This is a genomic window from Paraburkholderia sp. BL27I4N3, assembly GCF_003386115.1.
Lineage (GTDB): Bacteria > Pseudomonadota > Gammaproteobacteria > Burkholderiales > Burkholderiaceae > Paraburkholderia.
Map to the genome: position 1 here is coordinate 5,666,158 of NZ_QREJ01000001.1, position 23,463 is coordinate 5,689,620.

The 23,463-nt window shown below is 62.7% G+C and carries 19 protein-coding genes; 6 read left to right on the forward strand and 13 right to left on the reverse strand.

Annotation, left to right across the window (positions count from 1 at the left end; translation table 11 throughout):
- Positions 1 to 10: 10 nt before the first annotated feature.
- From otsA to B0G71_RS41470, 3 genes are all read left to right on the forward strand, one after another.
- Positions 11 to 1,438 carry an alpha,alpha-trehalose-phosphate synthase (UDP-forming) gene (otsA, locus tag B0G71_RS25770; protein ID WP_116145255.1) on the forward strand — a complete coding sequence of 476 codons (1,428 nt, stop codon included), beginning with the start codon at positions 11 to 13 and terminating at the stop codon, positions 1,436 to 1,438.
- Between the two features lie 404 nt (positions 1,439 to 1,842).
- Entirely contained in the window at positions 1,843 to 3,213 is a 1,371-nt protein-coding gene (locus tag B0G71_RS25775) for an FAD-binding oxidoreductase (protein WP_116148883.1), read from the forward strand.
- Positions 3,210 to 3,386: a hypothetical protein gene (locus B0G71_RS41470; RefSeq protein WP_181916824.1), complete on the forward strand. Its 177-nt coding sequence runs from the start codon at positions 3,210 to 3,212 to the stop codon at positions 3,384 to 3,386. Before B0G71_RS25775 ends, B0G71_RS41470 begins: the two co-directional genes overlap by 4 nt.
- 191 nt (positions 3,387 to 3,577) lie before the next feature.
- Here B0G71_RS41470 and B0G71_RS25780 read toward each other — a convergent pair whose 3' ends face one another.
- Positions 3,578 to 4,918: a trypsin-like peptidase domain-containing protein gene (locus B0G71_RS25780; protein ID WP_116145256.1), complete on the reverse strand. Its 1,341-nt coding sequence runs from the start codon at positions 4,916 to 4,918 to the stop codon at positions 3,578 to 3,580.
- 588 nt (positions 4,919 to 5,506) lie between these two features.
- Positions 5,507 to 6,301 carry an ABC transporter substrate-binding protein gene (locus tag B0G71_RS25785; RefSeq protein WP_220377333.1) on the reverse strand — a complete coding sequence of 265 codons (795 nt, stop codon included), beginning with the start codon at positions 6,299 to 6,301 and terminating at the stop codon, positions 5,507 to 5,509.
- A 507-nt stretch (positions 6,302 to 6,808) separates the two neighbouring features.
- On the opposite strand from B0G71_RS25785, the gene B0G71_RS25790 reads away from it, so the two are divergent.
- On the forward strand, positions 6,809 to 8,677 hold the full coding sequence (locus B0G71_RS25790; RefSeq protein ID WP_404935397.1) for a serine hydrolase: 1,869 nt from the start codon (positions 6,809 to 6,811) through the stop codon (positions 8,675 to 8,677).
- A gap of 21 nt (positions 8,678 to 8,698) precedes the next feature.
- Here B0G71_RS25790 and B0G71_RS25795 read toward each other — a convergent pair whose 3' ends face one another.
- Positions 8,699 to 9,106 (reverse strand): YadA-like family protein, encoded by a 408-nt coding sequence (locus B0G71_RS25795; RefSeq protein WP_404935398.1) that lies wholly within the window; start codon positions 9,104 to 9,106, stop codon positions 8,699 to 8,701.
- Positions 9,107 to 9,594: 488 nt separating this feature from the next.
- On the opposite strand from B0G71_RS25795, the gene B0G71_RS25800 reads away from it, so the two are divergent.
- On the forward strand, positions 9,595 to 10,707 hold the full coding sequence (locus tag B0G71_RS25800; RefSeq protein ID WP_116145258.1) for a patatin-like phospholipase family protein: 1,113 nt from the start codon (positions 9,595 to 9,597) through the stop codon (positions 10,705 to 10,707).
- A gap of 191 nt (positions 10,708 to 10,898) precedes the next feature.
- Here the strand turns inward: B0G71_RS25800 and B0G71_RS25805 are convergent, their stop codons facing one another.
- From B0G71_RS25805 to gltA, 7 genes are all read right to left on the reverse strand, one after another.
- Entirely contained in the window at positions 10,899 to 11,324 is a 426-nt protein-coding gene (locus tag B0G71_RS25805; RefSeq protein WP_011492126.1) for an OsmC family protein, read from the reverse strand.
- A 283-nt stretch (positions 11,325 to 11,607) separates the two neighbouring features.
- On the reverse strand, positions 11,608 to 12,162 hold the full coding sequence (locus tag B0G71_RS25810; protein WP_116145259.1) for a carboxymuconolactone decarboxylase family protein: 555 nt from the start codon (positions 12,160 to 12,162) through the stop codon (positions 11,608 to 11,610).
- Between the two features lie 32 nt (positions 12,163 to 12,194).
- Complete coding sequence (locus tag B0G71_RS25815) at positions 12,195 to 13,523, reverse strand: aspartate aminotransferase family protein (RefSeq protein ID WP_116145261.1); 1,329 nt, start codon at positions 13,521 to 13,523, stop codon at positions 12,195 to 12,197.
- 32 nt (positions 13,524 to 13,555) lie between these two features.
- Complete coding sequence (locus tag B0G71_RS25820; protein ID WP_116148888.1) at positions 13,556 to 14,617, reverse strand: C45 family peptidase; 1,062 nt, start codon at positions 14,615 to 14,617, stop codon at positions 13,556 to 13,558.
- A gap of 128 nt (positions 14,618 to 14,745) precedes the next feature.
- On the reverse strand, positions 14,746 to 15,600 hold the full coding sequence (locus B0G71_RS25825) for a MurR/RpiR family transcriptional regulator (RefSeq protein WP_116145263.1): 855 nt from the start codon (positions 15,598 to 15,600) through the stop codon (positions 14,746 to 14,748).
- Positions 15,601 to 15,707: 107 nt separating this feature from the next.
- Complete coding sequence (locus B0G71_RS25830; protein WP_116145264.1) at positions 15,708 to 17,981, reverse strand: amylo-alpha-1,6-glucosidase; 2,274 nt, start codon at positions 17,979 to 17,981, stop codon at positions 15,708 to 15,710.
- Positions 17,982 to 18,207: 226 nt separating this feature from the next.
- Positions 18,208 to 19,506, reverse strand: a complete 1,299-nt coding sequence (gene gltA / locus B0G71_RS25835) for a citrate synthase (protein ID WP_116145266.1) — start codon at positions 19,504 to 19,506, stop codon at positions 18,208 to 18,210.
- A gap of 415 nt (positions 19,507 to 19,921) precedes the next feature.
- Between gltA and B0G71_RS25840 the strand changes: the two genes are divergently transcribed.
- Positions 19,922 to 20,323 carry a hypothetical protein gene (locus B0G71_RS25840; RefSeq protein WP_012427389.1) on the forward strand — a complete coding sequence of 134 codons (402 nt, stop codon included), beginning with the start codon at positions 19,922 to 19,924 and terminating at the stop codon, positions 20,321 to 20,323.
- Between the two features lie 120 nt (positions 20,324 to 20,443).
- Here the strand turns inward: B0G71_RS25840 and B0G71_RS25845 are convergent, their stop codons facing one another.
- The 3 genes from B0G71_RS25845 to B0G71_RS25855 all read right to left on the reverse strand — a co-directional run bounded on the left by B0G71_RS25845 (position 20,444) and on the right by B0G71_RS25855 (position 23,222).
- On the reverse strand, positions 20,444 to 21,241 hold the full coding sequence (locus B0G71_RS25845; RefSeq protein ID WP_116148890.1) for an alpha/beta fold hydrolase: 798 nt from the start codon (positions 21,239 to 21,241) through the stop codon (positions 20,444 to 20,446).
- Positions 21,242 to 21,346: 105 nt separating this feature from the next.
- On the reverse strand, positions 21,347 to 22,399 hold the full coding sequence (locus B0G71_RS25850) for a rod shape-determining protein (RefSeq protein ID WP_106277624.1): 1,053 nt from the start codon (positions 22,397 to 22,399) through the stop codon (positions 21,347 to 21,349).
- Positions 22,400 to 22,562: 163 nt separating this feature from the next.
- A complete protein-coding gene (locus B0G71_RS25855) occupies positions 22,563 to 23,222 on the reverse strand; it encodes an alpha/beta hydrolase (protein ID WP_116145268.1) in 660 nt (219 codons plus the stop codon).
- Positions 23,223 to 23,463 lie beyond the last annotated feature (241 nt).

Here is a 23,463-nt window from a genome sequence, read left to right on the forward strand (position 1 = left end):
CAAGGACCTCATGAGTCGTCTAGTCGTCGTTTCAAATCGCACTGCCGATCCTCGCAAGCCTGCAGCCGGCGGACTCGCTGTAGCGGTAAAGGACAGCCTGCTACAGACCGGTGGGCTCTGGTTCGGCTGGAGTGGCAAGATCTGCGAAGCGGCGGATGGTGCAACAGTCGGCCGGGGCGAAGTTCATGTTCAAACGGCGGGCAACGTCACCCTTGCGACACTTGATTTAAGCCGGGAAGATCACGATACGTATTACCTGGGTTACGCCAACAATGTCTTATGGCCGGTATTCCACTACCGGCTGGACCTGGCCAACTTCGACACACGATTCGCCGCAGGCTATCGGAGGGTCAACCAGTTATTCGCGCACAAGTTGCTGTCGCTATTGAAGCCTGACGATCTCATCTGGGTTCATGACTATCATTTGATCCCGCTCGCGGCCGAGTTGCGAGCCATGGGATGTAACAACCGCATCGGCTTCTTCCTGCATATTCCGATGCCGCCGCCGCTAATCATGGCCGCGATTCCGGAACACGAATGGCTCATGCGCTCGCTCTTTGCCTACGATCTGGTGGGCTTTCAAAGCAAAGCCGACCTGACGCATTTCACTCACTACGTCGAATCGGAAGCGCAGGCACAACAGTTGAGCCCGGATCGTCTTCGGGCATTCAATCGAACGTTGCGGGTCGGCGCGTACCCCATCGGTATCGACGTCGACGACTTCATTCGTCTTGCCGACTCGAAGGAAGGGCGCGACATGTTCGTCCGGATGCGCGAGGAGTATTCGCGGCGGCGTTTGCTGGTGGGCGTCGACCGGTTGGACTACTCGAAGGGATTACCGCAACGTGTCCATGCTTTCCGCGAACTGCTGACCTTCTACCCGGAAAACCGCGATAGTGCGACGCTGATCCAGATCGCCTCCCCTAGCCGCGAGGACGTCGACGCCTACGACGATCTGCGGCGTCAGATGGATAGCCTGTGCGGCGCGATCAATGGCGACTTCGGTGAACTGGACTGGATGCCGGTGCGCTACATTCACCGCAACGTGGCCCGAAAGCGTCTGCCGGGTCTCTATCGCGCGAGTCGAGTAGCGCTCGTTACGCCGTTGCGGGACGGCATGAATCTGGTCGCGAAAGAATTCATCGCCGCACAGGACTCCGCCGACCCGGGCATGCTGGTGCTCTCGCGCTTTGCCGGAGCCGCGGAGCAATTGAAGGAAGCGCTGCTGGTCAATCCCTACGACACGCAAGGCACGGCGCAGGCCATCCAGCGGGCGCTAACGATGTCGCTCGATGAACGGATCAACCGGCATGAAGCGCTCCTTCAGCGAATCCGCAAGTTCGATGTGCACTGGTGGAGTTCGACGTTTCTGCAAGCGTTGGAAGATTGCGGGCACCAAGAAGAGGCGGCGAGCGGTATGCACCATCTATCTGGCTGAGCACGGTCGGCAGGCTCGTGCATCAGCGAACTCACACTCCCGACCGTTAAGGAACTTTCGGAATCCCCGGTGCCGGCCATTCAAATGACCATTTGAGGCTGCGCTGGACGCTTTCATGCCGTCTGGCCGGTCAAGTTCTCCGGTCGGACGCGCCCCCTTTTTCTGCTGAACCAAAGAGCCACCGCCGATGGGTCGAGTTTCATTCGACTCGTTGCTCGCTCGTTCTGCTGTCAGTGTCGTCAATCGGAAAGGTCCTTCCGGCAATGGCGTCGGAGCACTATTCTTTTCATCAAGTGGAGTGCGAGGCCAGCCTCGCGAACGAAAGTTCGGTGCGAGGCTTCTTAAGACGGCAGCGCTTCATCGCGCCTGTGCGCGATGGACCAACTATTCAAGGAGGCGGCGTCATGGATGAGTTTGCGATTCAGGGATTTCGCGGAAGGCTGATCGGTCCGTCAGACAAAGACTACGACGAGGCGCGAGCGCTCTACAACGGCATGATCGATAAGCGGCCCAAGGTGATAGCCCGCTGCACCGATGCCGCCGATGTCATGGCAGCGGTCAACTACGCGCGCGAAAACAAACTGCTTCTCGCAATCCGCGGAGGCGGACACAACGGTCCCGGTTTGGGCAGTTGCGACGGAGGGCTGGTCATCGACCTTTCGCAGATGCGCAGCGTGCGCGTCGACCCAGCGAGCCGCACCGTGCGTGTCGAACCAGGCTGCACTGCAGCGGATGTCGATCACGCGACCCACGCTTTTGGCCTCGCCGTACCGCTCGGCATCGTCGGCAGCACGGGCGTCGCAGGTCTGACCCTGGGCGGAGGAACCGGCTACCTCACGCGCAAGCACGGCCTCACGGTCGACAATTTGCTCGAAGTGGATGTAGTGCTGGCCGACGGCTCTTTCGTCACCGCTAACAAGGACAAGCACGTTGACCTCTTCTGGGCTGTGCGCGGCGGCGGCGGTAACTTCGGCGTGGTCACAAGTTTTCTATTTCAGGCCCACCCAGCCAGAATGGTGTTCGCCGGTCCGATCTTCTGGGACGCCAAGGATGCCAGGCAAGTTATGGCGACGTACCGCGACTTCATCCCACACGCCCCCGAAGAGCTTGGCCTGTTTGTCGGCCTCAAAACCGTACCTCCAACCGATCCCTTCCCCAAGGAACACTGGAACAAACGCGCCTGTGCCCTGATCGGTGCCTTCAACGGGCCGACCGCAGAAGGTCAGAAACTCATGGCCTCGCTGCTCGAGAAACTGCCCGTCCCGCTGTTCAACTGGATGGGCGAGATGCCGTGGACTGCCATCAACAGTCTGTTCGACCCATTTTTCCCTAAAGGCTTGCAGTGGTACTGGAAGGGCGACTTTGTCAAAGCGCTGCCTGACGAGGCAATCGACGTGCACATCGCCAACGCGCTCAAGGCACCGACCCCGTTCTGCCTGATGCATCTTTACCCCATCGACGGCGCCGTTCGGCGGATCCCCAGGGATGCCACGCCGTGGAGCGCGCGGGACGCGTCTTTTTCGATGGTAATTGCCGCGGTCAGCCCGGATCCCAAGGATGCCGAAGCGCTTAAGACCTGGGGTCGTGCCTACTGGGGGGCTATCCACCCGTTCAATCTGGAAGGCGCCTACGTCAACTTCCTGGACGCCGACGAGGCCGAGAACCGAGTCGAACTAAGCTACGGCGAGAACTACACGCGCCTTGCGTCGATCAAGGCGAAGTACGATCCCAATAACCTGTTCCGAGTCAACCAGAACATTAAACCGAAAGCGTGAAAATTTATGCGCGCGGCCTCGCGCGCCCGCGCCGCGTGGTGGTGTTCAGCGCGATCACGCTGCAAACATTGCCGTCGTCGTTGCCGGGTGACTTGCTTGGGCCGCGCACGTTTGAAGAGCGTCCACGTCGCGCGAACCTGATCAGCGTGACGCGTGAATCAAATCGGCGCTAACCGAACTCTGCGGGGTTCACGTTCCCCGCACTCCATTGACTGTGCAGAGGGTTGAGACACGCTGTGCGAATATGCCCGGTCTGCGATCGGTCGTGATCGTCCTTCACCCGGGGCGTTAGCGACATGTGTTCGCCGCGTCGGCATGCGAGGCGGGAATCGTGTACCGATTAGCCGCTCTCGCACTCCGGTTTTTATTTGAGGTCGACCGTGACGAAGCTTCGTGCGTGATTGCGCTGGATCAGCAACGCTGCCTTCTTGCCAGCCCTTGCCGCAAGCGATGCCAGTTCATCCTGCGACGCGACCAGCGTGCCGTTCAACGACAGCACGACATCGCCCGGCTTGATGCCGGCAGCGGCCGCTGTCCCCGACACGTCGTCGACCATCAGGCCTTGAGGAAGATCCATGCTGCGCCGCTCCTGGTCGGTCAAAGAATGCATCGTGAGGCCAAGATGATCGAGCGCGTGAAACTGCCGCGAGCCTGCGTCAGAGCTTGGGCCTGCAACCCCGCCCGCACCTGCGTTCGCCTCTTGCGACGCTGGCCCGACATTCACCATCACCGTCATCGGCTTGTGATCGCGGATCAGCTTCAGCGGGACTTTCGTTCCGGTCTGCAACGCCGGGTTCTGTCCGGTTAGATCGGCCGCGTGGTCGATAGGCTTGTCGGCGAGTTGCACGATCACGTCGCCCGCTTTCAGATTGCTCGCCGCCGCCGGACTGCCCGGGTCGACCGACGTCACCAGCGCGCCCGCCGCGCGCGGCAGGCCGAACGCGCTCGCCAGATTCATATCAACGTTCTCTACCTGAATGCCCAGATTGCTGCGCGCATTGTCTTGAGCGCTTGGCTGGCCCTGCTGGGCTTGCTCACCCTGCAACTGTGAGCGCACCTTGTTCGCCATATTGATCGGGATTGCGAACGTCAGGCTCTGCAGGCGATCGCTATCGGCATACACCTGCACGTCGATGCCGACCACTTCGCCCGCGCGGTTGAACACGGGGCCGCCCGAGTTGTCGGGGTTCAGCGACACGTCCGTCTGGAAGAACGGAAACGTGCTGCCATCGGCGAGCGTGCGCGACGTCGCGCTGACGATGCCCGCCGTGACCGTGTTCTGATAGCTGTCTGGCGAACCGATCGTCAGCACCTGCTCGCCGACGCGCACGCGCGCCGAATCGCCGAGCTTGACGGTAGGCAGCTTCGTCGCGTCGATCTGGATCACGGCGATGTCGCTTTGCGCATCGACAGCCACGATTTTTGCCTTGAACTCGCGCCGGTCGGTCAGGCGCACGGTCACGTCATCCGATTGATCGACGACATGCGCCGTCGTCAGAATGAGACCGTTCGGGCTCACGATGAAGCCCGATCCGACGCCGGACATCACCCGCGGCGTAGCGCCCAAGCCGTTTTGCGATTGTGGCAAGGCCTGCTTGAAGAACGAAAAGATCGGATCGTCACCGTCGACCGCTTCGGCGCTAGGACCAAAAGCGGGCGTCGCGCTCGCGGGCACATTCACCGGCACTGTCACGCGGATATTCACAACAGCCGGCCCATAACGCTCGACGATCGCGGGAAAGTCGATTGGCGCGGGCGTGCTGCCGGTTGCAGCACGTATTTCCTTCGCTCGCGCGGTGGCGGGCGCCGGTGGTGGTGCTGATGCAGGAGCAACCGCGGAAGCGGCTGCCGGAGAAGTGACGACTGCGGCCGCGTCCGCGCAGGAACAACCGGTCAGACATGCCGCTGTTACGGCGGTGTAAAACCAGATGCGAGACAGAGTTGAGTGGGTCGATTTGGTATGGTTAAACACAGCGCACCTCCCATGGTGCCTTGCACTGTGAAGAAATTATTTCGCGCGTCTGATAGCGCCGAGCGCGTTCCAGTGCGCTCGCGCGCAGGGATACGATCGACCCGATACGTGATCTTCGATGGATCAAAGTCGACTTGAGATTCGGCTGCAGCATGTTTGCCAGCAACGGGCCATCAGGACGCGAACGGTTTGCTCGCTCGTCCTCTTTTATTTATAGGGAAGCAGCGAGCAAATTACAGCGAGTACAAATCCTGGCGTGCGTCAAAGGGTTGTCGTCGGCGCGCGTTTCATGCGGCGATACTCGTCTAGGAACGCAGCTGATCACCGATCTACCGAAGGCGCACTTTGAGCCGCTCCATTCAGCATGCGGTGAGTAATCTGCGATCGAAGCGCCTGCAACTCCCCGCTTGCCCGCATATCCCGAATGACGGCCTCCACCCGGGGCACGAGTTCGCGGTTGCGCTCATTCAGGAAGTGGTACATGTCAATATGCTGCAGGGGCGGCAACACCGCTCGCAACTGCCCATCCAGACCCAGCCTGCGTATGACGAGCATACCGCTGAAGAGATCGTTGACGGCAACATCGATGCGATCGTGGGCAAGCATCAACATCATTTGATCCATCGTCTCGGTGATTTCAACCTGCGGCATTCCGGCCGTCCCGCGCTCAGACGAACCTACACCGCGTATGATGCCGACGCGGTAAGGACGCAGCGATTCCCAGCCGTTGACGTGGAAATTCAACTCCTTCACGAAGGCCGCTGGCTCGATATAGTTGAATGGCTCCCTGACAGCGACGAGCGTCGGATATTCTCTCTGTACATCGAGCACGCGCTGAACCTCACCGTCCAGGCGGCCCGAACTCGACTCGATCAATGACCGCTTGGCCGGCACGTCGACAAATTCAACGTGAATGCCGAGCTTGGCATAGACGACCGTGAGAATCTCCGCACCAACCTCCTGGTCCGGAACATTCGCTATACGCGCAATCTGCAACACAGGCTGAGCTGGGACATTTATGCAGGCGAAACCGATCAGGCTGCATGTCAGCAGCCTTAAAACCCTCCCCGGGAGCATTGCAGCTCGGCGAAGCGCCGGACGCCTGGTCGTAAGCATGTCAGATTCCCGGAAAATGCCCAAAGTCTAGCGTTAATGCCGCTCGCTGCTGGCGGACGTCAGGCGAAAGATGGCCTCGTACACGGAAGCTTCCGGCGCGGCGGACGAATGCGTACAGGCGGCGAATTCCAGCCGTTGCCTTACCCAATGCGTCCGACGTTCGAACGACCGCTTTGCGCACCTGATGCGCCCGTGATGGAGAATGAGGCCAGCGCAACGTAAATCAAAGAGATCGTATATCGGCGATTGCGTCAGACAATATCTCGTGCTGCGTTGAGCAGAATTTGATACCTTATGGGCGCGCTCTTAAGCCAAAGCTTCGTAGCATCTCGACACGTCGCTACTCAAGTTCGCCCGCACGCCTATGATTTGGGGCACGGTGGTCCGGTCAAAAGAAGCTATCCCGCTGCGTCGAAATTGAGAAGATCGTCATTGCCATCTTGGCGGCACCGTAGCTGAAGAAACGCGCTTTTTGCAGATCCTGATAACCAGAGAAAAGGGAATGCCGTGACCAAGTGCGATCGCAATCACGAGGTTCTTTTCAGCGTAGGCCGACGGCAATTTCTCGGCTACACCGGCGCCGGGATGCTCGCGGCAGTGCTGCCCGGGTGCGGCAACGGCGACATCCAGTCGACGCCCTATCAGCAGACCATTGCGCTCGGTCAACAGATGATCCAGCAAGCCATCAGCGATCCGTCGAATCCCGTCGCCGCGATCTCGATCGCGATGGTCAAGGGCAACACCGTGGTCTGGCAGCAGGCCTTCGGGTTGGCGTCGGTACCGGGGCAGATCAAGGCAACGCCGCAGACGCGCTTTAACATCGGCTCGGTCAGTAAGTTGTTCCCGGCACTGGCGGCGACGATCCTCGTCGATCGCGGTCGGATCACGCTCGACACGCCGATCGTCGAATATCTACCGACCTTCACGATGCTGTCGCCGGAATACGCGCAGATCACCACGCGTCATCTTCTGTCGCATGCATCCGGCCTGCCCGGCACGAATGGGCGCAATCTCTTCACGTTTGAGCCGGTTGCCGGATACGCCGCCGACACTCAAGCCGAACTCGCCAACTCGCACCTGAAGCACCTGCCGGGTGAGCTGGCCGTCTATTGCAACGACGGCTTCACGATGGTCGAGCAGATCGTGCTCGCCATGACGGGTCAGAGCTTCGCGGACTTCGTCCAGTCGGCTATTCTCGCGCCGCTGAAGATGACCCAGTCCAGCTATCTGACGAGCGCGCCGTCCGGAGGATCGTTCTCACTGCCGTACGTGAACGGCACGCAGCACCAGGAATTCGTCAATGCGTACGCGACCGGCGGACTGAGTTCGACGCCCGCCGACATGATGAATCTCGCGCAGATGATCTACGGCGGCGGCGTGTTCCAGGGACAGCGCATTGTGTCTGCAGCGGGCATCGCGCAGATGGGCATGGATCAGACAAAAAACCTGACGATCAACCCGTCGCCGGAATGGCGCTGGGGTCTCGGCTGGGACACTGTGGTGCAGCCGGCGCTCGACGCCGCAGGCGTGCTCGGCTGGGAAAAGGACGGCGGCACTGCGTTCTACTCGACCGAATTTTTCGTGGTGCCCAACTCACAGTTCGCGCTGCTGGTGACCGGCAATGCGGGCTACAACGCCCGGGCGATTGCCGAAACGCTGGTGCTGTCGGCGTTGAAGGAAGACGGCACGATTTCGTCGCTGCCGGCGAAGCTTGGTACCACTGCGCCGCCGGTCGCTTCGGGGCCGGGCATTGCGAGCGGCGCGGGCATCTACGGCAGTTCGGATTTGCCGTATCAAGTGCTCGCCGACGCGGATGGTAGTCTGCAGATCAACCAGTGGGACGCTGCTACGCGAGGCTGGGCGAAGATCGGCGGGTACCAGTACCGCAGCGACGGCTGGTGGTGGAGCGATAGCGATACGGCGTCGTATCGCTTCGCAGTCGTGTCGGGCAACGACAGCGAAGGAAATGCGTTCAACTATCGCTATCTGATGAAGCGGGTCGTGCCGGGCGCGGGCTACGCGTATCTGACGCTGCCGGTCGGCCAGCAACTCGCCCCGCTGGCGGCGCTCGACAGCGCGTGGCAGCAACGCGTCGGCACCCAGTGGACGTTGACCAACGATGCGCCGAGCGCCGTGCCGATTGTCGTGCTTGGCAATCCGCCGGCGTTCTTCGCGACACTCGCCGAACTCCCGGGCTACGTGCTGTACGGCAACGAAGATCTTCGCTATCAACTGATCGTGCCGCTGAGTGATACGCTCGGCGGCATGTCGATCAAGGTGCCGGGCAATTTTGGACGCGACCTCTATGAGATCCGTTTCGCGTCGACCACGGCAACTTCGCTGACGATCGGCAGTTCGATCTACGCGCGGATCTGACGGAGCGAAGGCATCCGCGCCCTACGATTGCATGGCCGCGCCCATCCCGAAGGTGGTGCCGCCGGGGCTCATGCCGACACCTGCTTTCATCTTGACGTTCTCGGTGAGACGAGCGGTTCCGCCCGACGCCACGGCCTGATAGCCACGGAAGCCCGCCGTGCCGATGCCGAATGACAAGGTCTTGTCCTTGTCGACCTCTGGAATCATCGTCAATGCGGTTGCCGCGGCGATGCCGGAATAGGCATTGCGCGCGACCGAATTGATGCCGGATTGCACCGATCCGGCACCCAGCGCAACGCTGTTTGTCATCGTCGCGCTCGCGCCGGCGCCCATTGCGATGGCATCGATGGCGCTGCTTTGCGCCCCCGAGCCGATCGCCACGCCGCCCGGCGCCGTGGCATCGACGACGGCGCCGTTGCCGATGCCCACGCCGTTGTCACCCTTAACTACGGTCGTCGGTCCAACGGCAATAGTGGTGATTGACGTCAGATTGCGATCCGCGCAAGCCAAGCCGCACTGAAATGTGGCCGGCAGATGGGCCAGCGACGTTATATGCGACCAAACATTGCTACGCATGGCTACAGGAAGTGTTGCCTCCTTCACGACGCAGCGGGGTCGCCCAAAAGACGGCGAAACTATTACAAAACCCTAAATCTGGCAAATGATACTGATTTGTTCTGCGAGGCATGAAAATTCGATTTCGTTTCCTGAAACGTTTGCTCCTATCCGGTTAAAACCCATTACGAAATGCAACAACCTCATTTTTCAGGTTAATTGCTCACGCACAGAAGGTGCGCCCCACCACGCGCCATGGCGGAAATTCGTGCGGTGCAGTACAACGGTTAAAACCGCAGCGGCACTTTCGTTTTCCCCTATGAGGTCAACGACTGCTGCGCGACCGCAGCACGGGGGTCAGCATGGCGACGGCAAAAGACATTCCCACCATCGGTCTCGCCCTCCAGGGCGGCGGCGCGCACGCGGCGTTCACGTGGGGCGTGCTCGACCGCCTGCTCGACGAAGTCGGGCGCGGAACGCTGTCGATTCTCGCGATCAGCGGCGCGAGTGGCGGAGCGCTCAACGCCGCGGCCTGCACCTACGGCCTGAGCAGAAGTCCCACGGACGCCAAACGGGCGCTAGAACAACTCTGGACGCTGGTCGGCGGCGCGTCGAAATGGCAGCCGTTCTACAACTTCCCCACGGATCTTCTGAAGTCTCCCGAGCGCTGGAATGTGGATCTCAATCCGGTGGTGCTCGCGCAAAGCATGCTCGAGCCGCTCAGTTCGCCGTACGCCATGCCGTGGCTGAGCAATTCGCTCGGCTCCATCATGGAAACGGTGATTCCGGATTTCGGGGTCGTCAATCACCCGAAAGACGCCGTGCCCCAGCTCTTCGTGGCGGCGACCAACGTCAACCTGACCGCGCTGCGCATCTTCGGTCCGGGCGAAATTTCGGCGAAAGCGCTGATGGCCTCAGCCTGCTTCCCCACACTCTTCGAGGCGGTGAAAATCGACGGCGAGTTCTATTGGGACGGCGGCTACATGGCCAACCCGGCGCTCGCACCGCTCGTCGAGTGGGCCGACGACATCCTGAGCGTTCTCATCGATCCGCTCCGCACGAAGCACGGGCCGCCTGAACGCCCCAGCGAGATCAACAACCGGATCAACGAAATCAGCTTCGGCGCGTCGTGGGTCGCGGAAGTTCGTCAGATCCAGCTGATCAACGAACTCGTCGCCGAAAACCCTGGCCTTCAGCACCACGGAAAGCCGTACTCGACCAAGCGCTTTCACGTGATTCGCGCCGACCGCTTCATGGACGAGATCGGCGCTGCATCGAAGAACACGCCCTCCATCGAATTTTTCCGCGCCTTGCGCGAGGCGGGCCATGCGACGGCCGACATCTGGGTGCGCGATTGCCTGCCGAGCGTCGGCAAGACTTCAACTTTCGATCTCGACAAGCTCGTGAAGAACCGCGTCAAAGGAACGCCCACTGCGATGCGCACCGTTCAGCAGGCCGAGGGTGAAACGCCTTGATGCGCCTTGCCTGATCGAGCCGGATGAAGGCGGCTCGTTTTCGCGTCGGAACTTTGCTGCGTAGCGCTGCGAGGAGGCCAAGGTGTGACGGCATAAGCGTCCCGCATCAGGGCCAGCAAACAAAAGCCGGCGCCGGGTTTGACCCGTGCGCCGGCTTTATCGCCTGTCGATCAGCAAGGAAAGTCGCGAACTCAGGTTTCGAGTTTCGCGTCCATCGTGATCGTGGCGTTCAATACTTTCGACACCGGGCAGCCGGCCTTGGCGTCGGCGGTCGCTTTCTCGAAGGCGGCTTTGTCGCCGCCGGGGATTTTCACGGCTACGTCGAGATGCACCGCAGTGATCGCGAAACCGCCGCCGTCCTTGTCGAGCGTGACGGTCGCCGTCGTGCCGATGCGTTCGGGCGTAATGCCGGCCTTGCCCAGTTCCGCCGAAAGCGCCATGGAGAAACACCCCGCATGCGCAGCCGCAATCAGCTCTTCCGGATTCGTGCCGATGCCGTCCGCGAAGCGTGTCGAAAACGAGTATTGGGTCTCCTTGAGGACGCCGCTGTCGGTGGAAATCGAGCCCTTGCCGTCTTGCAGGCCGCCTTGCCAGACTGCTGATGCCTTGCGCTTCATCGCTCTCTCCTGTTTGTGCCTGCTTCGCGCGCTGCACGACCGGATCTGACGCCTGCCGCAACGATCCCGCCCGGGTGGTCTGCGGTTCCGGCATCGGTCGAGAATGTCGCGCGGCGTCGCCGGCGCGGGCGTGGACCGAACTCCATCATAGGCGCTTCCGTGTGCCAGTGTCGTGACGTTGCCGGTAATCGGTCAAACAGATGCCGCCTCAGGAGCGGCCCGCGCCGAAGTTACCCCTCGCAGCGCGCGCGCAACTGCACAACGGCGCCGCCATGCCGCCCGCCTATTCGGCGAACGGCAAGCTCTCCTGCCCGAGCGCGCGCATGCCGAATACGTTCAGCGTCATGGCCACCAAGGCGTAATAGCCGAGCAGGCCCACCAGGTTGATGATCACCTGATGTCCGAAGCGTTCGACCGCCTTCGCATAGATTGCGTCCGAAACGCGCTTGGTGTCGTACAGCTCGCTCGCGAAGTCGTGGATCAACGCATCGTCGGCGTCCGCGAAATGCGGGCGCTTTCCTTCGCGAATCGTCTCTGCGTCCGCTTCGGAGACGCCCGCCTGCAGCGCGATCGGGTAGTGGATGTACCACTCCGCCTGCGCCTGCCAGCGCGCCGCGGTCACCAGAATCGCCAACTCCGACAGGCGCAGCGGCAAACCCGTCCGGTAACGGCAGAACGCGCCCAGACGTTGCGCCTGCTGCGCCAGTTCCGGACTATGAATCCAGCCGAGAAACGGCCCGTTCAGATTGCCGCGCGGGCCGGACAGAATTTCCTCGAGCACCGCTTTCTGTTCAGGCGTGGCGGCGGACGGGTCGAAGTGAGGCAAACGCTCGGTCATGATCGCTCTCTTGATTGGTGGCGTCGGAATGCTCAAACCGCGGCGAGCGCACCGCCGACCGCATCCGTGAACCGGCTGACGATCTCGTCGATGTCGCGCTCGGTGCAGATGAACGGCGGCGCCAGCAGCACATGATCGCCGATCCGGCCGTCGACGGTGCCGCCCATCGGATACACCATCAGACCACGCGCGAACGTCTCGCGCCGGATTGCGGCGTGCAGCTTGAGCCGGGCGTCGAACGGCGTTTTGCCGACACGGTCCTTGACCAGCTCGACACCGACGAACAACCCCCGGCCGCGCACGTCGCCGATATGCGGATGCTGCGCGTAATGCTCGCGCAGCCGTCCGCGCAACTGTTCGCCGCGGGCGAGCACATTCGCCAAGAGATTGTCATCCGCGATCACGCGCTGCACTTCGAGCGCCGCGGCGCACGCGGTGGCGTGACCGATATAGGTATGGCCATGCTGAAAGAACCCCGAGCCGCAGACGATCGTCTGATAGATCCGGTCGCTCACGAGCGTCGCGCCGATGGGCTGATAGCCCGCGCCGAGGCCTTTGGCGATGGTCAGGATGTCCGGCGCCACGCCGTCTTCGTCACAGGCGTACAGGTAGCCGGTGCGGCCCATGCCCGACATGATCTCGTCGAGAATCAGCAGCACGCCGTAGCGATCGCACACCGCGCGAATCTTGCGGAAATACTCGCGCACCGGCGGCACCGCGCCGGCGGTCGCGCCGACCACTGTTTCCGCAACGAAGGCGGCGACCGTATCCGCGCCGAGTTCGAGAATCTTCTGCTCGAGTTCGTCGGCGAGACGCTGCGCGAAGGCCTCTTCAGTTTCGTCCGCGCGCTGCTCGCGGTACGCGTAACACGGACTCACGTGATGCGCTTCGATCAGAATCGGCAGGAACGGCTCGCGTCGCCACGCATTGCCGCCTATCGCCAGCGCGCCGAGCGTGTTGCCGTGATAACTCTGCCGACGCGCGATGAAATGGCGGCGCTGCGGCTCGCCCTTCTCCACGAAGTACTGGCGCGCGAGTTTCAGCGCCGCCTCGATCGCCTCCGAGCCGCCCGAGACGAAATACACGTGTTCGAGCCCCTGCGGCGCGCTCGCCACCAGACGGTCGGCGAGTTCTTCGGCAGGCGCGGTGGTGAAGAACGACGTGTGCGCATACGGCAACTGCTGCGACTGTCGTTTGATCGCGTCGATCACGCGCTGGTTGCTATGACCGAGACAGGAAACGGCGGCGCCGCCGGACGCGTCGATATAGCGCTTGCCGGTGGAATCGATGATCTCGATGCCGTCGCCCGCGACGGCGACCGGCAGCGACTGTTTAGGCGAACGATGAAAAACGGTGGACATGGTGTTCGGTTTCCTGTGATGACGGCGAGCGCTTATGCGCCGGCTCGTGCAGACGCCGCGCGGGCGATGAAGGTGTCGAATGCGCACTGCCCCTGCCGGTAAACTTTCATCGACACACCAGCATCGCCGATGTCGAAGAGCGCGGTGGCGAGTGTGTTCTCGTCGTCCGGATCGCGCGGGTCGTCGCGGTAGATCGGCAGGCCCGAAGGCGCGCGATCGTGCAAGACGTCGAGCAAGGCGGCGGGTTGCAACGAGCGCGCGACGGTGGGCAACAAGGCATCTACGCGCAATTGACGGTCACGCGACGAATCCGTGACGATTTGCGCTTCGGCCTCGCAGCCTGGATGAATCATGTGGTTCGCGTGGCCGCTGAGATTCGCCACCGGTTGCACGGAACATCGCCGCGCAGTGGCTTCCACGCTGAAGAGGCGCGCGTCGCCTGCACAGCCGAGCGTGTGATGAAAGCCGCTCGCGGCCGGCGTGTGGCGCAGAATGTGCAACGCTTCATCGAGCGAAGCGGCATCGAGTACGGCCCGCGCGAGGATCATGCGCGGCACGCTGGCGACCGGTGTGCGAATGCGCAAATTGTTGATCGCCTGCACGATACCGGCGCGGCTCGCGGCAAAGGTGTGGCCCGGCAGCGATCCGGGGTAATAGAAACTCACGAAGCCGGGTTGGCCAGCCGGCTGCACCTCGACAAGCGCACAGCGCTCGCGCAGAAACGGATCGCCGTCTTCGTTGTGCGCGATGAAGCGCGTGTCGCCAACGGCCGCCGCCAGCGTGGTGCAACCGTCCGGCGCGTTGTGGATCAGTTCGCCGCGGCAGTTCCAGAGAAACACATCTTCCGCCGACCAGCCAAGGCCCGCCGCCATCCCTTCGAGCTCGGCGAGCAGCGCCGGGAAATGCGCCTGCGTTGCATCGCGCAGTGCCTGCGCGAACGCAGTGCCGCGCCAGCGCCGAACCGCCTGCCATGCGCTGCTCTGATTCATGTAGTCGGCGAAAACCGGCCGCGCCAGTTCACCTAGCCGGTAGCCTATTTCATACGGCTTACCGCTCACCTGCACAAGATTCAAACCCTGCTTCGAGGTCACCATCGCACCCATTCAACAATCGGTACGTATTTATACTTTAAAACAACATTTGTTGTCAAACCGGACCATATTTATCCAGATGGAGCGGTCCCGCATTCACGCGAGACCTGAGCCGGATCAGACAGGAATGTTCAAGGCACGTATGCGCCCTTCGCGTGCAGCGACTGCTCCGCGATGGCGAGCTGTTCGACCGCATCCGCGCCTTCCAGCGCGAGCAGATGCGCGACCAGCGACTCGGCCAGCGCCGTAGCCGCCACCAGCGATGGAAAGAACGAGGGACTCTCGTGCGAAAAGATCAGCACCTTGTCGGCGTTCAAGGCGATCGGCGAGACGGCGCTGTCGGTGATGGCAATCAGCTTGCTGCCCTTTTCCAGCGCAGCTTCGGCTACGCGCGCAGCTTCCACCGAATACGGCGCGAAACTGATCACGATAGTTGCGCTGTCACGTTCGACGGAGCGCAACTGCATTTCCAGCGTGCCAGCCTCGCCGTTGAGCAGAGACACCGAGGACCGAAAGAGCCGGTAACCGTACACGAGACCGAACGCCACCGAGTAACAGGAGCGGAAGCCGGCCACATGCACATGCGGCGCACGCCGCAGCAGACGCGCCGCTTCAACGATCACACGGCCGTTATGCGCGGCGGTGACCTCGAGGTTGTGCTGCTGCGCGACCAGCAGATCGTTCGCCAGCGCGTCTTTCGATTTGACGAGCGAACGCGCGCGGCTCGTGAGCGGTTCGGGCCGCGTGCGCACGCGCGCGACGAACAGGTTGCGCAATTCGTTCCAGCCGGGGAAACCGAGTTGCTGCGACAGGCGCACCAGCGAAGCCGGTTGCACCTGCGCTCTTTCCGCCACTTTGCGCATGGAGGAGACCGCGACCTCGTCGGGATGATCGAGCAGGAAACCCGCTCCCATCTGGAACTGCGGACTCAGTTCGGAAAAGCGCGCCCGGATCAGGGCGGCGAGCTGGTCGAAACTGTCTGGCATGCGGAGGTACCGGGCGAACGGTCGATAAGGATGACAACAAATGTTACCACCCGGCACCTCGCATCCAACAGCGGTTCCGACACGCTTCGCGTGCTTTCAGTGCCTGTTTAAAGAAGCGCGACCACCCGCACGTCGCCCTGCTCCGCCGAGGCCACGACCTTATCGCCGATGCGGCGGAACGTGATCGACACCGAGGCGTCGCCCACCCGCAGGTCGCCCACTTCGAGCCAGTCGATGCCTTCGGGCAGCATGGGCTGCTCGATCACCACTTCGCGCCGCTCGGCGTCGATCGTGATACCCAGACACGCTTCGAGCATCATGAACGGCGAGCCCGCTGCCCATGCCTGGGGCAGACAGGCGACCGGATACGCGGTGGGCGGCTCGCCGCGCCGCCGTGGGAAGCCGCAGAAGAGTTCAGGCAGGCGCATGTCGAAGTTGACCGCCGCCTGGAACAGCGCCTGCAATAGCCGGACGGCCGCCGCTTTGCCGCCGTAGCGCGACAGGCCGCGCGCGCAGAGCGCGTTGTCGTGCGGCCAGACTGAGCCGTTGTGATACGCCATGGGGTTGAAACGCGACTGGCTCGCGGCCAGCGTGCGCACGCCCCAGCCGGTGTGGAACAGCGTGGAGTCGAGCGCGCGCACGACCGCTTCGCCGCGCTCGCGCGAAGGCAAACCGAAGGCCAACAGGTGTCCCGCATTCGAGGCCATCACACGGCACAGTTCGCCGTGACCGTCGAGCGCGATGCCGTAGAAGCCGGCCTCTTCCATCCAGTACTTTTCTTCGACGCACTGACGGATTTTCTTCGCGCGCTCGCTGTATTGCGCCGCCGCGTCATGAAGGCCGCGCAGCTTCGCGAAGTGCGCCATGGTGTCGAAGGCGGAACTCGCATAGGCCTGCACTTCGACGAGCGCAATCGGGCCATCGGGGAAGTGGCCGTCGGCGTGAAAGACGGAGTCGTGGCTGTCTTTCCAGCCTTGATTCGCGAGACCGCCGTCGGACTCGCGCTGATAGTCCAGCAGGCCGTAGCGGTTCTTGTCGCACACGCCCATGACCCACTGCGCCGCGCGCTCGAGCGCCGGCCACAATTCGTCGATCAACGCGAGGTCGCCCGTGCGGGCGGCATAAGCACCGGCCAGCACGATGAACAACGGCGTGGTGTCCACCCCGCCGTAGTACAACGCGAACGGCACTTCGCCGGTGGCCGCCATTTCGCCTTTGCGCATCTCATGCATGATCTTGCCGGGCGCGGCATCGCGAAACGGCGAATTCTCGCGCGCCTGATGTTCGGCGAGAAAGCGCAACACGCCCGCGGCCAACTGCGGCTGCAGCCACAGCGTTTGAAGCGACGTGATCACGGCGTCGCGGCCGAACGGCGTGGAGAACCACGGAATGCCGGCGTACGGATACGGGCCGGTCACGAGGTCGGTGGTCAGCAGGCCGAGATCGGCGAGCGAGCGGTCGATCCACGCATTGAAAAGCGGATTGCTCGAACGCACGCGCGCGGTAACGCGGCGACGCTCGCGCATCACGAGGTGGGCGTCGACGAGCGCGGCGCGTACAGCCGCGCGGCCGACCCGCGGACGCTCGGCGTCGATCTGCGACAGATGCGCTTCGCTCATCGCGTGTGTGGGCTGCGAGACGCCGGCAATCGGCTTGTCCGTCTGCGCGACGACCTGCACCGCCACCGACAGATAGATCGACACGCACGCCTGGGCGGGCAGCTTGACGGTGTAATCGGCGCGGTCGGCGAAAAGCTTGTCCGGTTCCGGCGAGAAAGCGATCCGCACATTGCGCGCCACGTCGTCGAGGCCGACGTAGCCGAGCAGCACCTCGCCGTGCTCGACGCGCGCCGGTTCGACACGGCCCTGCTTGTCGCGCTTCAGGCCGCGCACTTCGAACATGTCGCGGAAGTCGCTCGCGAACGAGATGGACAGCGGCACCACGGCGTCGCTCGTGCCGTAGTTGGTCAGTTCGATGGCTTCGTTGAGCACGGTGCCCGACAGCACCCGCACGCGCTCGACGTGGATCACGCCCTCAGGCGTGCTATCGCCGCCGAGCGGCGGCAACGGCCGGTTGGTCAGATGCGCCGTAAACGACGTGTTGTCGCTGCTCACGCTGCCCGACAACAGCGAAGGCGCGCGTCCGCCGAAAGTGAGGCGCAGTTGCGACAGAACACGGGTGTCGTTGACGAACAGGCCGTCGTCATGGCCGGTGATATCGCCAAGCGGATCGTTGACGATGAACGTGTCGCCCGACTTCAGCACATGCTGAGTGGCGCTCGCCACATTGAGGTTTTCTGTCGGGATGAATGCGCCGTCCGGCTCGGGTTCGCGGTGATCGATTCCGCCCGAAAGGCCGCCGAGGGCTTCTGGCTGCTGCATCAGGGTCACTCCTATGGGTTCGCTGCTGCGTTCACGCTGTTGCGTTCGGTCTACATCCGGTTGCTGTCTGAGTCGCTTCCGATTGTAGAGGGTCTGTCCGCGTCAGACGAACTTATCACAGGAGAGTTGCGGTTTTTTTTCAGTGGCACAGGACGTGCAGAGGAAGGGCGCGGCGCTCCTCGTGAGAGCGCCGCGCGGGCGTGAGGCGGCTGAGCGCCCCGACGCTTTAGCGCCCGGCCAGCGGCGCGGCTTCGCGTTGCGTTTCGCCGACGAAAAGCTGACGCGGACGGCCAATTTTCTGTTCCGGATCGGCGATCATTTCGTTCCACTGCGCAATCCAGCCGACCGTGCGCGCCATCGCGAAGATGCACGTGAACATGGCTGTCGGAATGCCCAGCGCGCGCTGCACGATGCCCGAATAGAAGTCGACGTTCGGATACAGTTTGCGCGACACGAAGTATTCATCTTCCAGCGCGATCTTTTCGAGTGCCATGGCGAGTTTGAAAAGCGGGTCGTCGTGCAGACCCAATTCTTCCAGCACTTCGTGGCAGGTTTCGCGCATCAGCTTCGCGCGCGGATCGTAGTTCTTGTAGACACGGTGGCCGAAGCCCATCAGCTTCACGCCGGAATCCTTGTCCTTCACCTTCGCGATGAATTCGGGGATGTTGTCGACCGAGCCGATTTCTTCCAGCATGTTCAGCGCCGCTTCATTCGCGCCGCCATGCGCCGGGCCCCACAAACATGCGATACCGGCCGCGATGCACGCGAACGGGTTCGCGCCCGACGAACCTGCGAGACGCACGGTCGAGGTCGATGCATTCTGCTCGTGGTCCGCGTGCAGGATCAGGATGCGGTCCAGCGCGCGCACCAGCACGTCGTTGACCTTGTATTCTTCCGCCGGGTTCGAGAACATCATGCGCATGAAATTCGCGCTATACGACAGGTCGTTTTTCGGATAAACGAACGGTTGACCCACGGTGTACTTGTACGCCATCGCGACCAGCGTCGGCAGCTTCGCGATCATGCGGATCGCGGAGATATCGCGGTGCAGCGGATTGCTGATGTCGAGCGAGTCGTGATAGAACGCCGACAGCGCACCGACCGCGGCGACCAGAATCGCCATGGGGTGCGCGTCGCGACGGAAACCACGGAAGAAGAAGTGCATCTGGTCGTGCACCATCGTGTGCTGCGTGACGGTCCGGGCGAACTCTTGCTTCTGCTGCGCGTTCGGCAATTCGCCCTTCAGCAGCAGGTAGCAGGTTTCGAGGAAGTCGGCGTTCTGCGCCAGATTGTCGATCGGATAACCGCGGTACAGCAGCTCGCCTTTGTCGCCGTCGATATAGGTGATTTCGGAGTTGCATGCCGCCGTCGACATGAAGCCTGGGTCGTACGTAAACTTGCCGGTCTGGCCGTATAGCTTGCGGATGTCGATCACGTCCGGTCCGAGCGTGCCCTGATAAATCGGCAAATCAATAGTCTGGTCGCTGTCGGAAAAGCTCAGCGTTGCGTGTGTCTTCGAGTTCATCTACACGTTCCTTTTACTTTCACATCGCACACGTGCCGGCATGCTCGATCGTCAGAAGCGAGTTGGCATGCTCAGGCTCCGCTCGGCATTTTAAGGTCCGGCGGCCCTCCGATTGCGACGATCGACCGCAACAATGCATCTCGGCTGGCGCAACATTCGTTGCCGGCGTGTCCTCCTGCAAAGGCGGGATGCCGCAGGGAACCGGCCGCGCCGCACCCGTACCCGCACCCACTGCCAGCAAAATGAAAGCTGGGCACTTACTGCAACAATGTTTTGCGGCAGCCAGGCTGCGAAGGCAAGGGGGCATCTGCGATACTGCATTCGTGTTTTGCTTCCCCTGCGAACACATCGCTGTGTTTGGCCCGCCGTCCTGCGGCGGGCTTTTTTAATCAGCCAGAAGAACAGGAAGGACCTTATGAACGCCTCTCTCGAAACGCTGTTTCCGGATCACGTCCACACCGACGAGAACATCGTCACCGCGCTGAATCACCAGGACATCGTCGTCGCGCTCTCAGCAGCGCTGAAGACGCAGGACGTGGCGGTGTTGCATATGCTCTACCCGCGTACCGACGCGCGCACGCATCGCAGCCTCGATGCGCTCGTGGATGTGCTGCACGGACACGGCCTGCATGAGGTCGCGGATCTGATCGCGCAGGAAGCGCACTATCTGCTGTTCAAAGACCCCGTGAAAGCGTGGAAAGCGTTCCACGAAATTCGCAACGACTCGCTCGCGATCGGCGTGCATCTGTACTATCACGGACTCGTTGGCGAGGCGGCGGAACGCGCGCTCGATAAAGACGCGCATCGCAAGGCATGAGGTCGAGCGTTTGAAGTGTTGCCGGGATCGAGCCAGCCCGCGGATCATCGCCGCGAGCGCGAGCCACCCGGCGCGGCGTCGCCGTGCATTGATTGCACGTTTATTACGCGCTCATTGCGGTTATTGCGTACGTTGCCCGCTCACTGACCGAATGAATTCGTCGACGTAGCGATTGAACGCCGATGGGTGCGCGAGGTTCATTCCGTGCGACGCACCGCGCACTGTTGCGCGGCGCGCATCCGGCAGCCAGTTTTGCAGCGCGGCCGCCGTGCGGCGAAACATATCGGGACTTTTCTCGCCGTCGATCAACAGCACCGGGCAACGCACCTCGGCGGCCTGCTCGGGAACATAGGCGGGCAGCGGATCGCGGAATTGACGCGCCAGCGTGTGCGCATTGTCGGTCGCCATCCGGCGGAAACCCGGCGTGCTCATCGCCCAGAATCCGGGCCGGCTGACCGAATCGACGAACAGTTGCAGACCGGCTTCGACTTCCCCGCTTTCGATCAGTTGCGCCGCTTTCGCGCGCAACGCATTGACCGTTTCCGGCAGACTCGCGGGCGGCCGTCCGGCAATCTGCAACGGACCACCCGGGTCGGCGAGCGTCAACGTCCGCACGTGTTCAGGATGGCGCCGCGCGCAATGAAACACGACGCAACCGCCGCGCGAATGTCCCACCACGTGCGCCGGACCAACGCCGAAGCGCTCGATGAATTCCGCCACTTCGTTCGCGTGCTCGCTCCAGCTGAACGGCAGGCCGGGCGCGGTATCGGCCGCCGGCCAGTAGTGCGTGAGACTCACCGCGACACAACGGTAGTGCGTCGACAGGCCCGAGAGCTGCGGTTGCCAGTAGCGGTAGTCGCACAACGAACCGTGCACGAACAACAGCAACTCACCCTCGCCGGCTTCCACGTAAGGCATGCGCAAACCGCTTCGCAGTTCGATGAAAGATGCCGAAGAAGGCGAAGCGCACACAGATCGATTCACCAGTAGGTAGGGACAGCGCGGCAAGCGCCGCGTGCAAAATCATTCGTAAGCGAATTCGTCCAGCAGACCGGCGGTGGCCGCCGTGCCCGCGCCGCGCACCGCGCAGGTGAGCGGTTCATCGGCGACGCGCACGTCGAGGCCGATTTCGTCCGTCAGGCGGCGGCTCAGGTTGCCGAGCAGCGCACCGCCGCCCGTCAGCACGATACCGCTATTGGCGATGTCGGTCACCAGTTCGGCCGGCGCTTCTTCGAGCCCGCGCTTGACCGCGCCGATCATCTGACGCAGCGGTCCCTCGATCGCATCGGCGATATCGTGGTTGCTCAGTTGAACCGTGCGCGGCAAGCCGTCGTCGACACTGCGGCCAGTCGCGTTCATGTGCTCGCGCGGCACGTCGCGCATGGCCGAGCCGATGTTTTTCTTGACGTGCTCAGCGGTCTGCTCGCCGAGCAGCACGCCGTACAGATTGCGCACGTAGCTCACGATCGCCATGTCGAAGCTGTCGCCGCCCACGCGGATCGAGCCGGAATACGCCATGCCGCCGAGGGCAATCACGCCAACTTCCGTCGTGCCGCCGCCGATATCGACCACCATCGACCCGGTCGCCTCCGACACCGGCAAACCGGCGCCGACCGCCGACGCCAGCGATTCGCCGATCAGACTCACCTTCCACGCGCCGGCCGCCACGGCCGCTTCCTTGATCGCGCGACGCTCGACCTGGGTCGCGCCGGCCGGCACGCACAGCGTGAACGCGGCGCGCCGGCTGAACAGCGGCCGAGGGCGCGCCATCTCGACGAATTGCTTGATCATGTGTTCGGCGGCGGAGAAGTTGGCGATCACGCCGTGACGCATCGGCCGCACCGCTTCGAGATTGGTCGGCGCGCGGCCCAGCATCTGGCGCGCCTGGGTGCCGACCGCGGCGACGCGTTTGGGCCGGTCGGCGGTGTCTTTCTGGAAGCATACGACGGACGGCTGGTTGAGTACGATGCCGCCGTCGTCGGTATAGATCAGGGTGTTGGCCGTGCCGAGGTCCACCGTCACGGATTGACGGAACAGGCGATCGAAAAGCGGGTAATGCGGCGTCGGTCTGGCCATAGGAAGGCTCTGATGTGTCGTTATCCGCCCGTACCGGGCAGTCTGGAAAATGCGCCCCCGGTCACCCGAGCCGCTTGGGCCGCCCTGTCGGGCGTTCCGCGATCCGCGCGGCGGGGGTGATTTTCATACTTATGAGCAGTTAACGGCAAGCGGTTCAGAATCTTTAGCCGTGCGACAAAGCGCCCAACGCGTGTTCGAGCGCCTCCTGGCCGAGCGCGACGCCGTCGGCGTTGATCGTGTGGCCAATGCCGGGCAGCGCATAGGCGTCGACGGTATAGCCGGCGCCGTTGAAGGCGTCGGCGGCGGATTCGAGTTCCTGTACCGGGATCACTTCGTCGTCCTCGCCGTGGATCAGCGTGAGCGCCGTGCCGTTTTGCGCGACGATCACCGAGGCGAGCCGCCCCGAATACGCGACCACGCCGGCCGCGCCTTCCGCGCTGGTCGCCACATGGTGCATCGCCATGATCGAGCCTTGCGAGAATCCGACCAGCGCCAGCCGCCCGAACCACACCTGCCAGTGCGCGAGTTCGGTTTCGAGCATGCGTCGCAACGCCGGATAGGCCGCGGCGACGCGCGCCTCGCGATTGCCTTCGTTGACGTCGCGCAGACTGAACCACTGGCGTCCGCCGAAGCCGCCGTCGAAGGCGTCGGTGCCGTCGAGCGACGTGAAGGCCACATCGGGCAGGCTCTCGCTCCAGATGTCCGCCAGCGGCATCAGATCGCGCGCATTGCTGCCGACGCCATGCATCAGCACCACCAGCCCTCTGGCAGGCGCGCTCACCGGCGCGCGCCGCCAGCCGTGTTCGAATTGCTCCCAGGCCATATTCGCTCCCTTTCTCTCTTGATTCGTGGATGGTCGTCCCGCACGCGTGAACGCGCGGCGTCGTCATGTCATGGATAGCGCCGCGCGCTGCGTGCAGCCTCAGTCGCGAGCATACGCTGCCGGATTTGTTTTCGCCCTCGCCTTTGCACGCGCCGATGACGTCCAAACGTGAATGCAGGTATGCTTTTGCGAGCATTCAGCGGACCTGCGGCCTGGCGCTTCGCGCGGGCATGCAATACGA

Bases quoted from the DNA above. Each gene is read 5' to 3' on its own strand.
- otsA (WP_116145255.1), top strand. From the start codon at position 11: ATGAGTCGTCTAGTCGTCGTTTCAAATCGCACTGCCGATCCTCGCAAG.
- B0G71_RS25775 (WP_116148883.1), top strand. From the start codon at position 1,843: ATGGATGAGTTTGCGATTCAGGGATTTCGCGGAAGGCTGATCGGTCCG.
- B0G71_RS25785 (WP_220377333.1), bottom strand. From the start codon at position 6,301: ATGCTTACGACCAGGCGTCCGGCGCTTCGCCGAGCTGCAATGCTCCCG.
- B0G71_RS25800 (WP_116145258.1), top strand. From the start codon at position 9,595: ATGGCGACGGCAAAAGACATTCCCACCATCGGTCTCGCCCTCCAGGGC.
- B0G71_RS25805 (WP_011492126.1), bottom strand. From the start codon at position 11,324: ATGAAGCGCAAGGCATCAGCAGTCTGGCAAGGCGGCCTGCAAGACGGC.
- B0G71_RS25810 (WP_116145259.1), bottom strand. From the start codon at position 12,162: ATGACCGAGCGTTTGCCTCACTTCGACCCGTCCGCCGCCACGCCTGAA.
- B0G71_RS25815 (WP_116145261.1), bottom strand. From the start codon at position 13,523: ATGTCCACCGTTTTTCATCGTTCGCCTAAACAGTCGCTGCCGGTCGCC.
- B0G71_RS25820 (WP_116148888.1), bottom strand. From the start codon at position 14,617: ATGGTGACCTCGAAGCAGGGTTTGAATCTTGTGCAGGTGAGCGGTAAG.
- B0G71_RS25825 (WP_116145263.1), bottom strand. From the start codon at position 15,600: ATGCCAGACAGTTTCGACCAGCTCGCCGCCCTGATCCGGGCGCGCTTT.
- B0G71_RS25830 (WP_116145264.1), bottom strand. From the start codon at position 17,981: ATGCAGCAGCCAGAAGCCCTCGGCGGCCTTTCGGGCGGAATCGATCAC.
- gltA (WP_116145266.1), bottom strand. From the start codon at position 19,506: ATGAACTCGAAGACACACGCAACGCTGAGCTTTTCCGACAGCGACCAG.
- B0G71_RS25840 (WP_012427389.1), top strand. From the start codon at position 19,922: ATGAACGCCTCTCTCGAAACGCTGTTTCCGGATCACGTCCACACCGAC.
- B0G71_RS25845 (WP_116148890.1), bottom strand. From the start codon at position 21,241: ATGCCTTACGTGGAAGCCGGCGAGGGTGAGTTGCTGTTGTTCGTGCAC.
- B0G71_RS25850 (WP_106277624.1), bottom strand. From the start codon at position 22,399: ATGGCCAGACCGACGCCGCATTACCCGCTTTTCGATCGCCTGTTCCGT.
- B0G71_RS25855 (WP_116145268.1), bottom strand. From the start codon at position 23,222: ATGGCCTGGGAGCAATTCGAACACGGCTGGCGGCGCGCGCCGGTGAGC.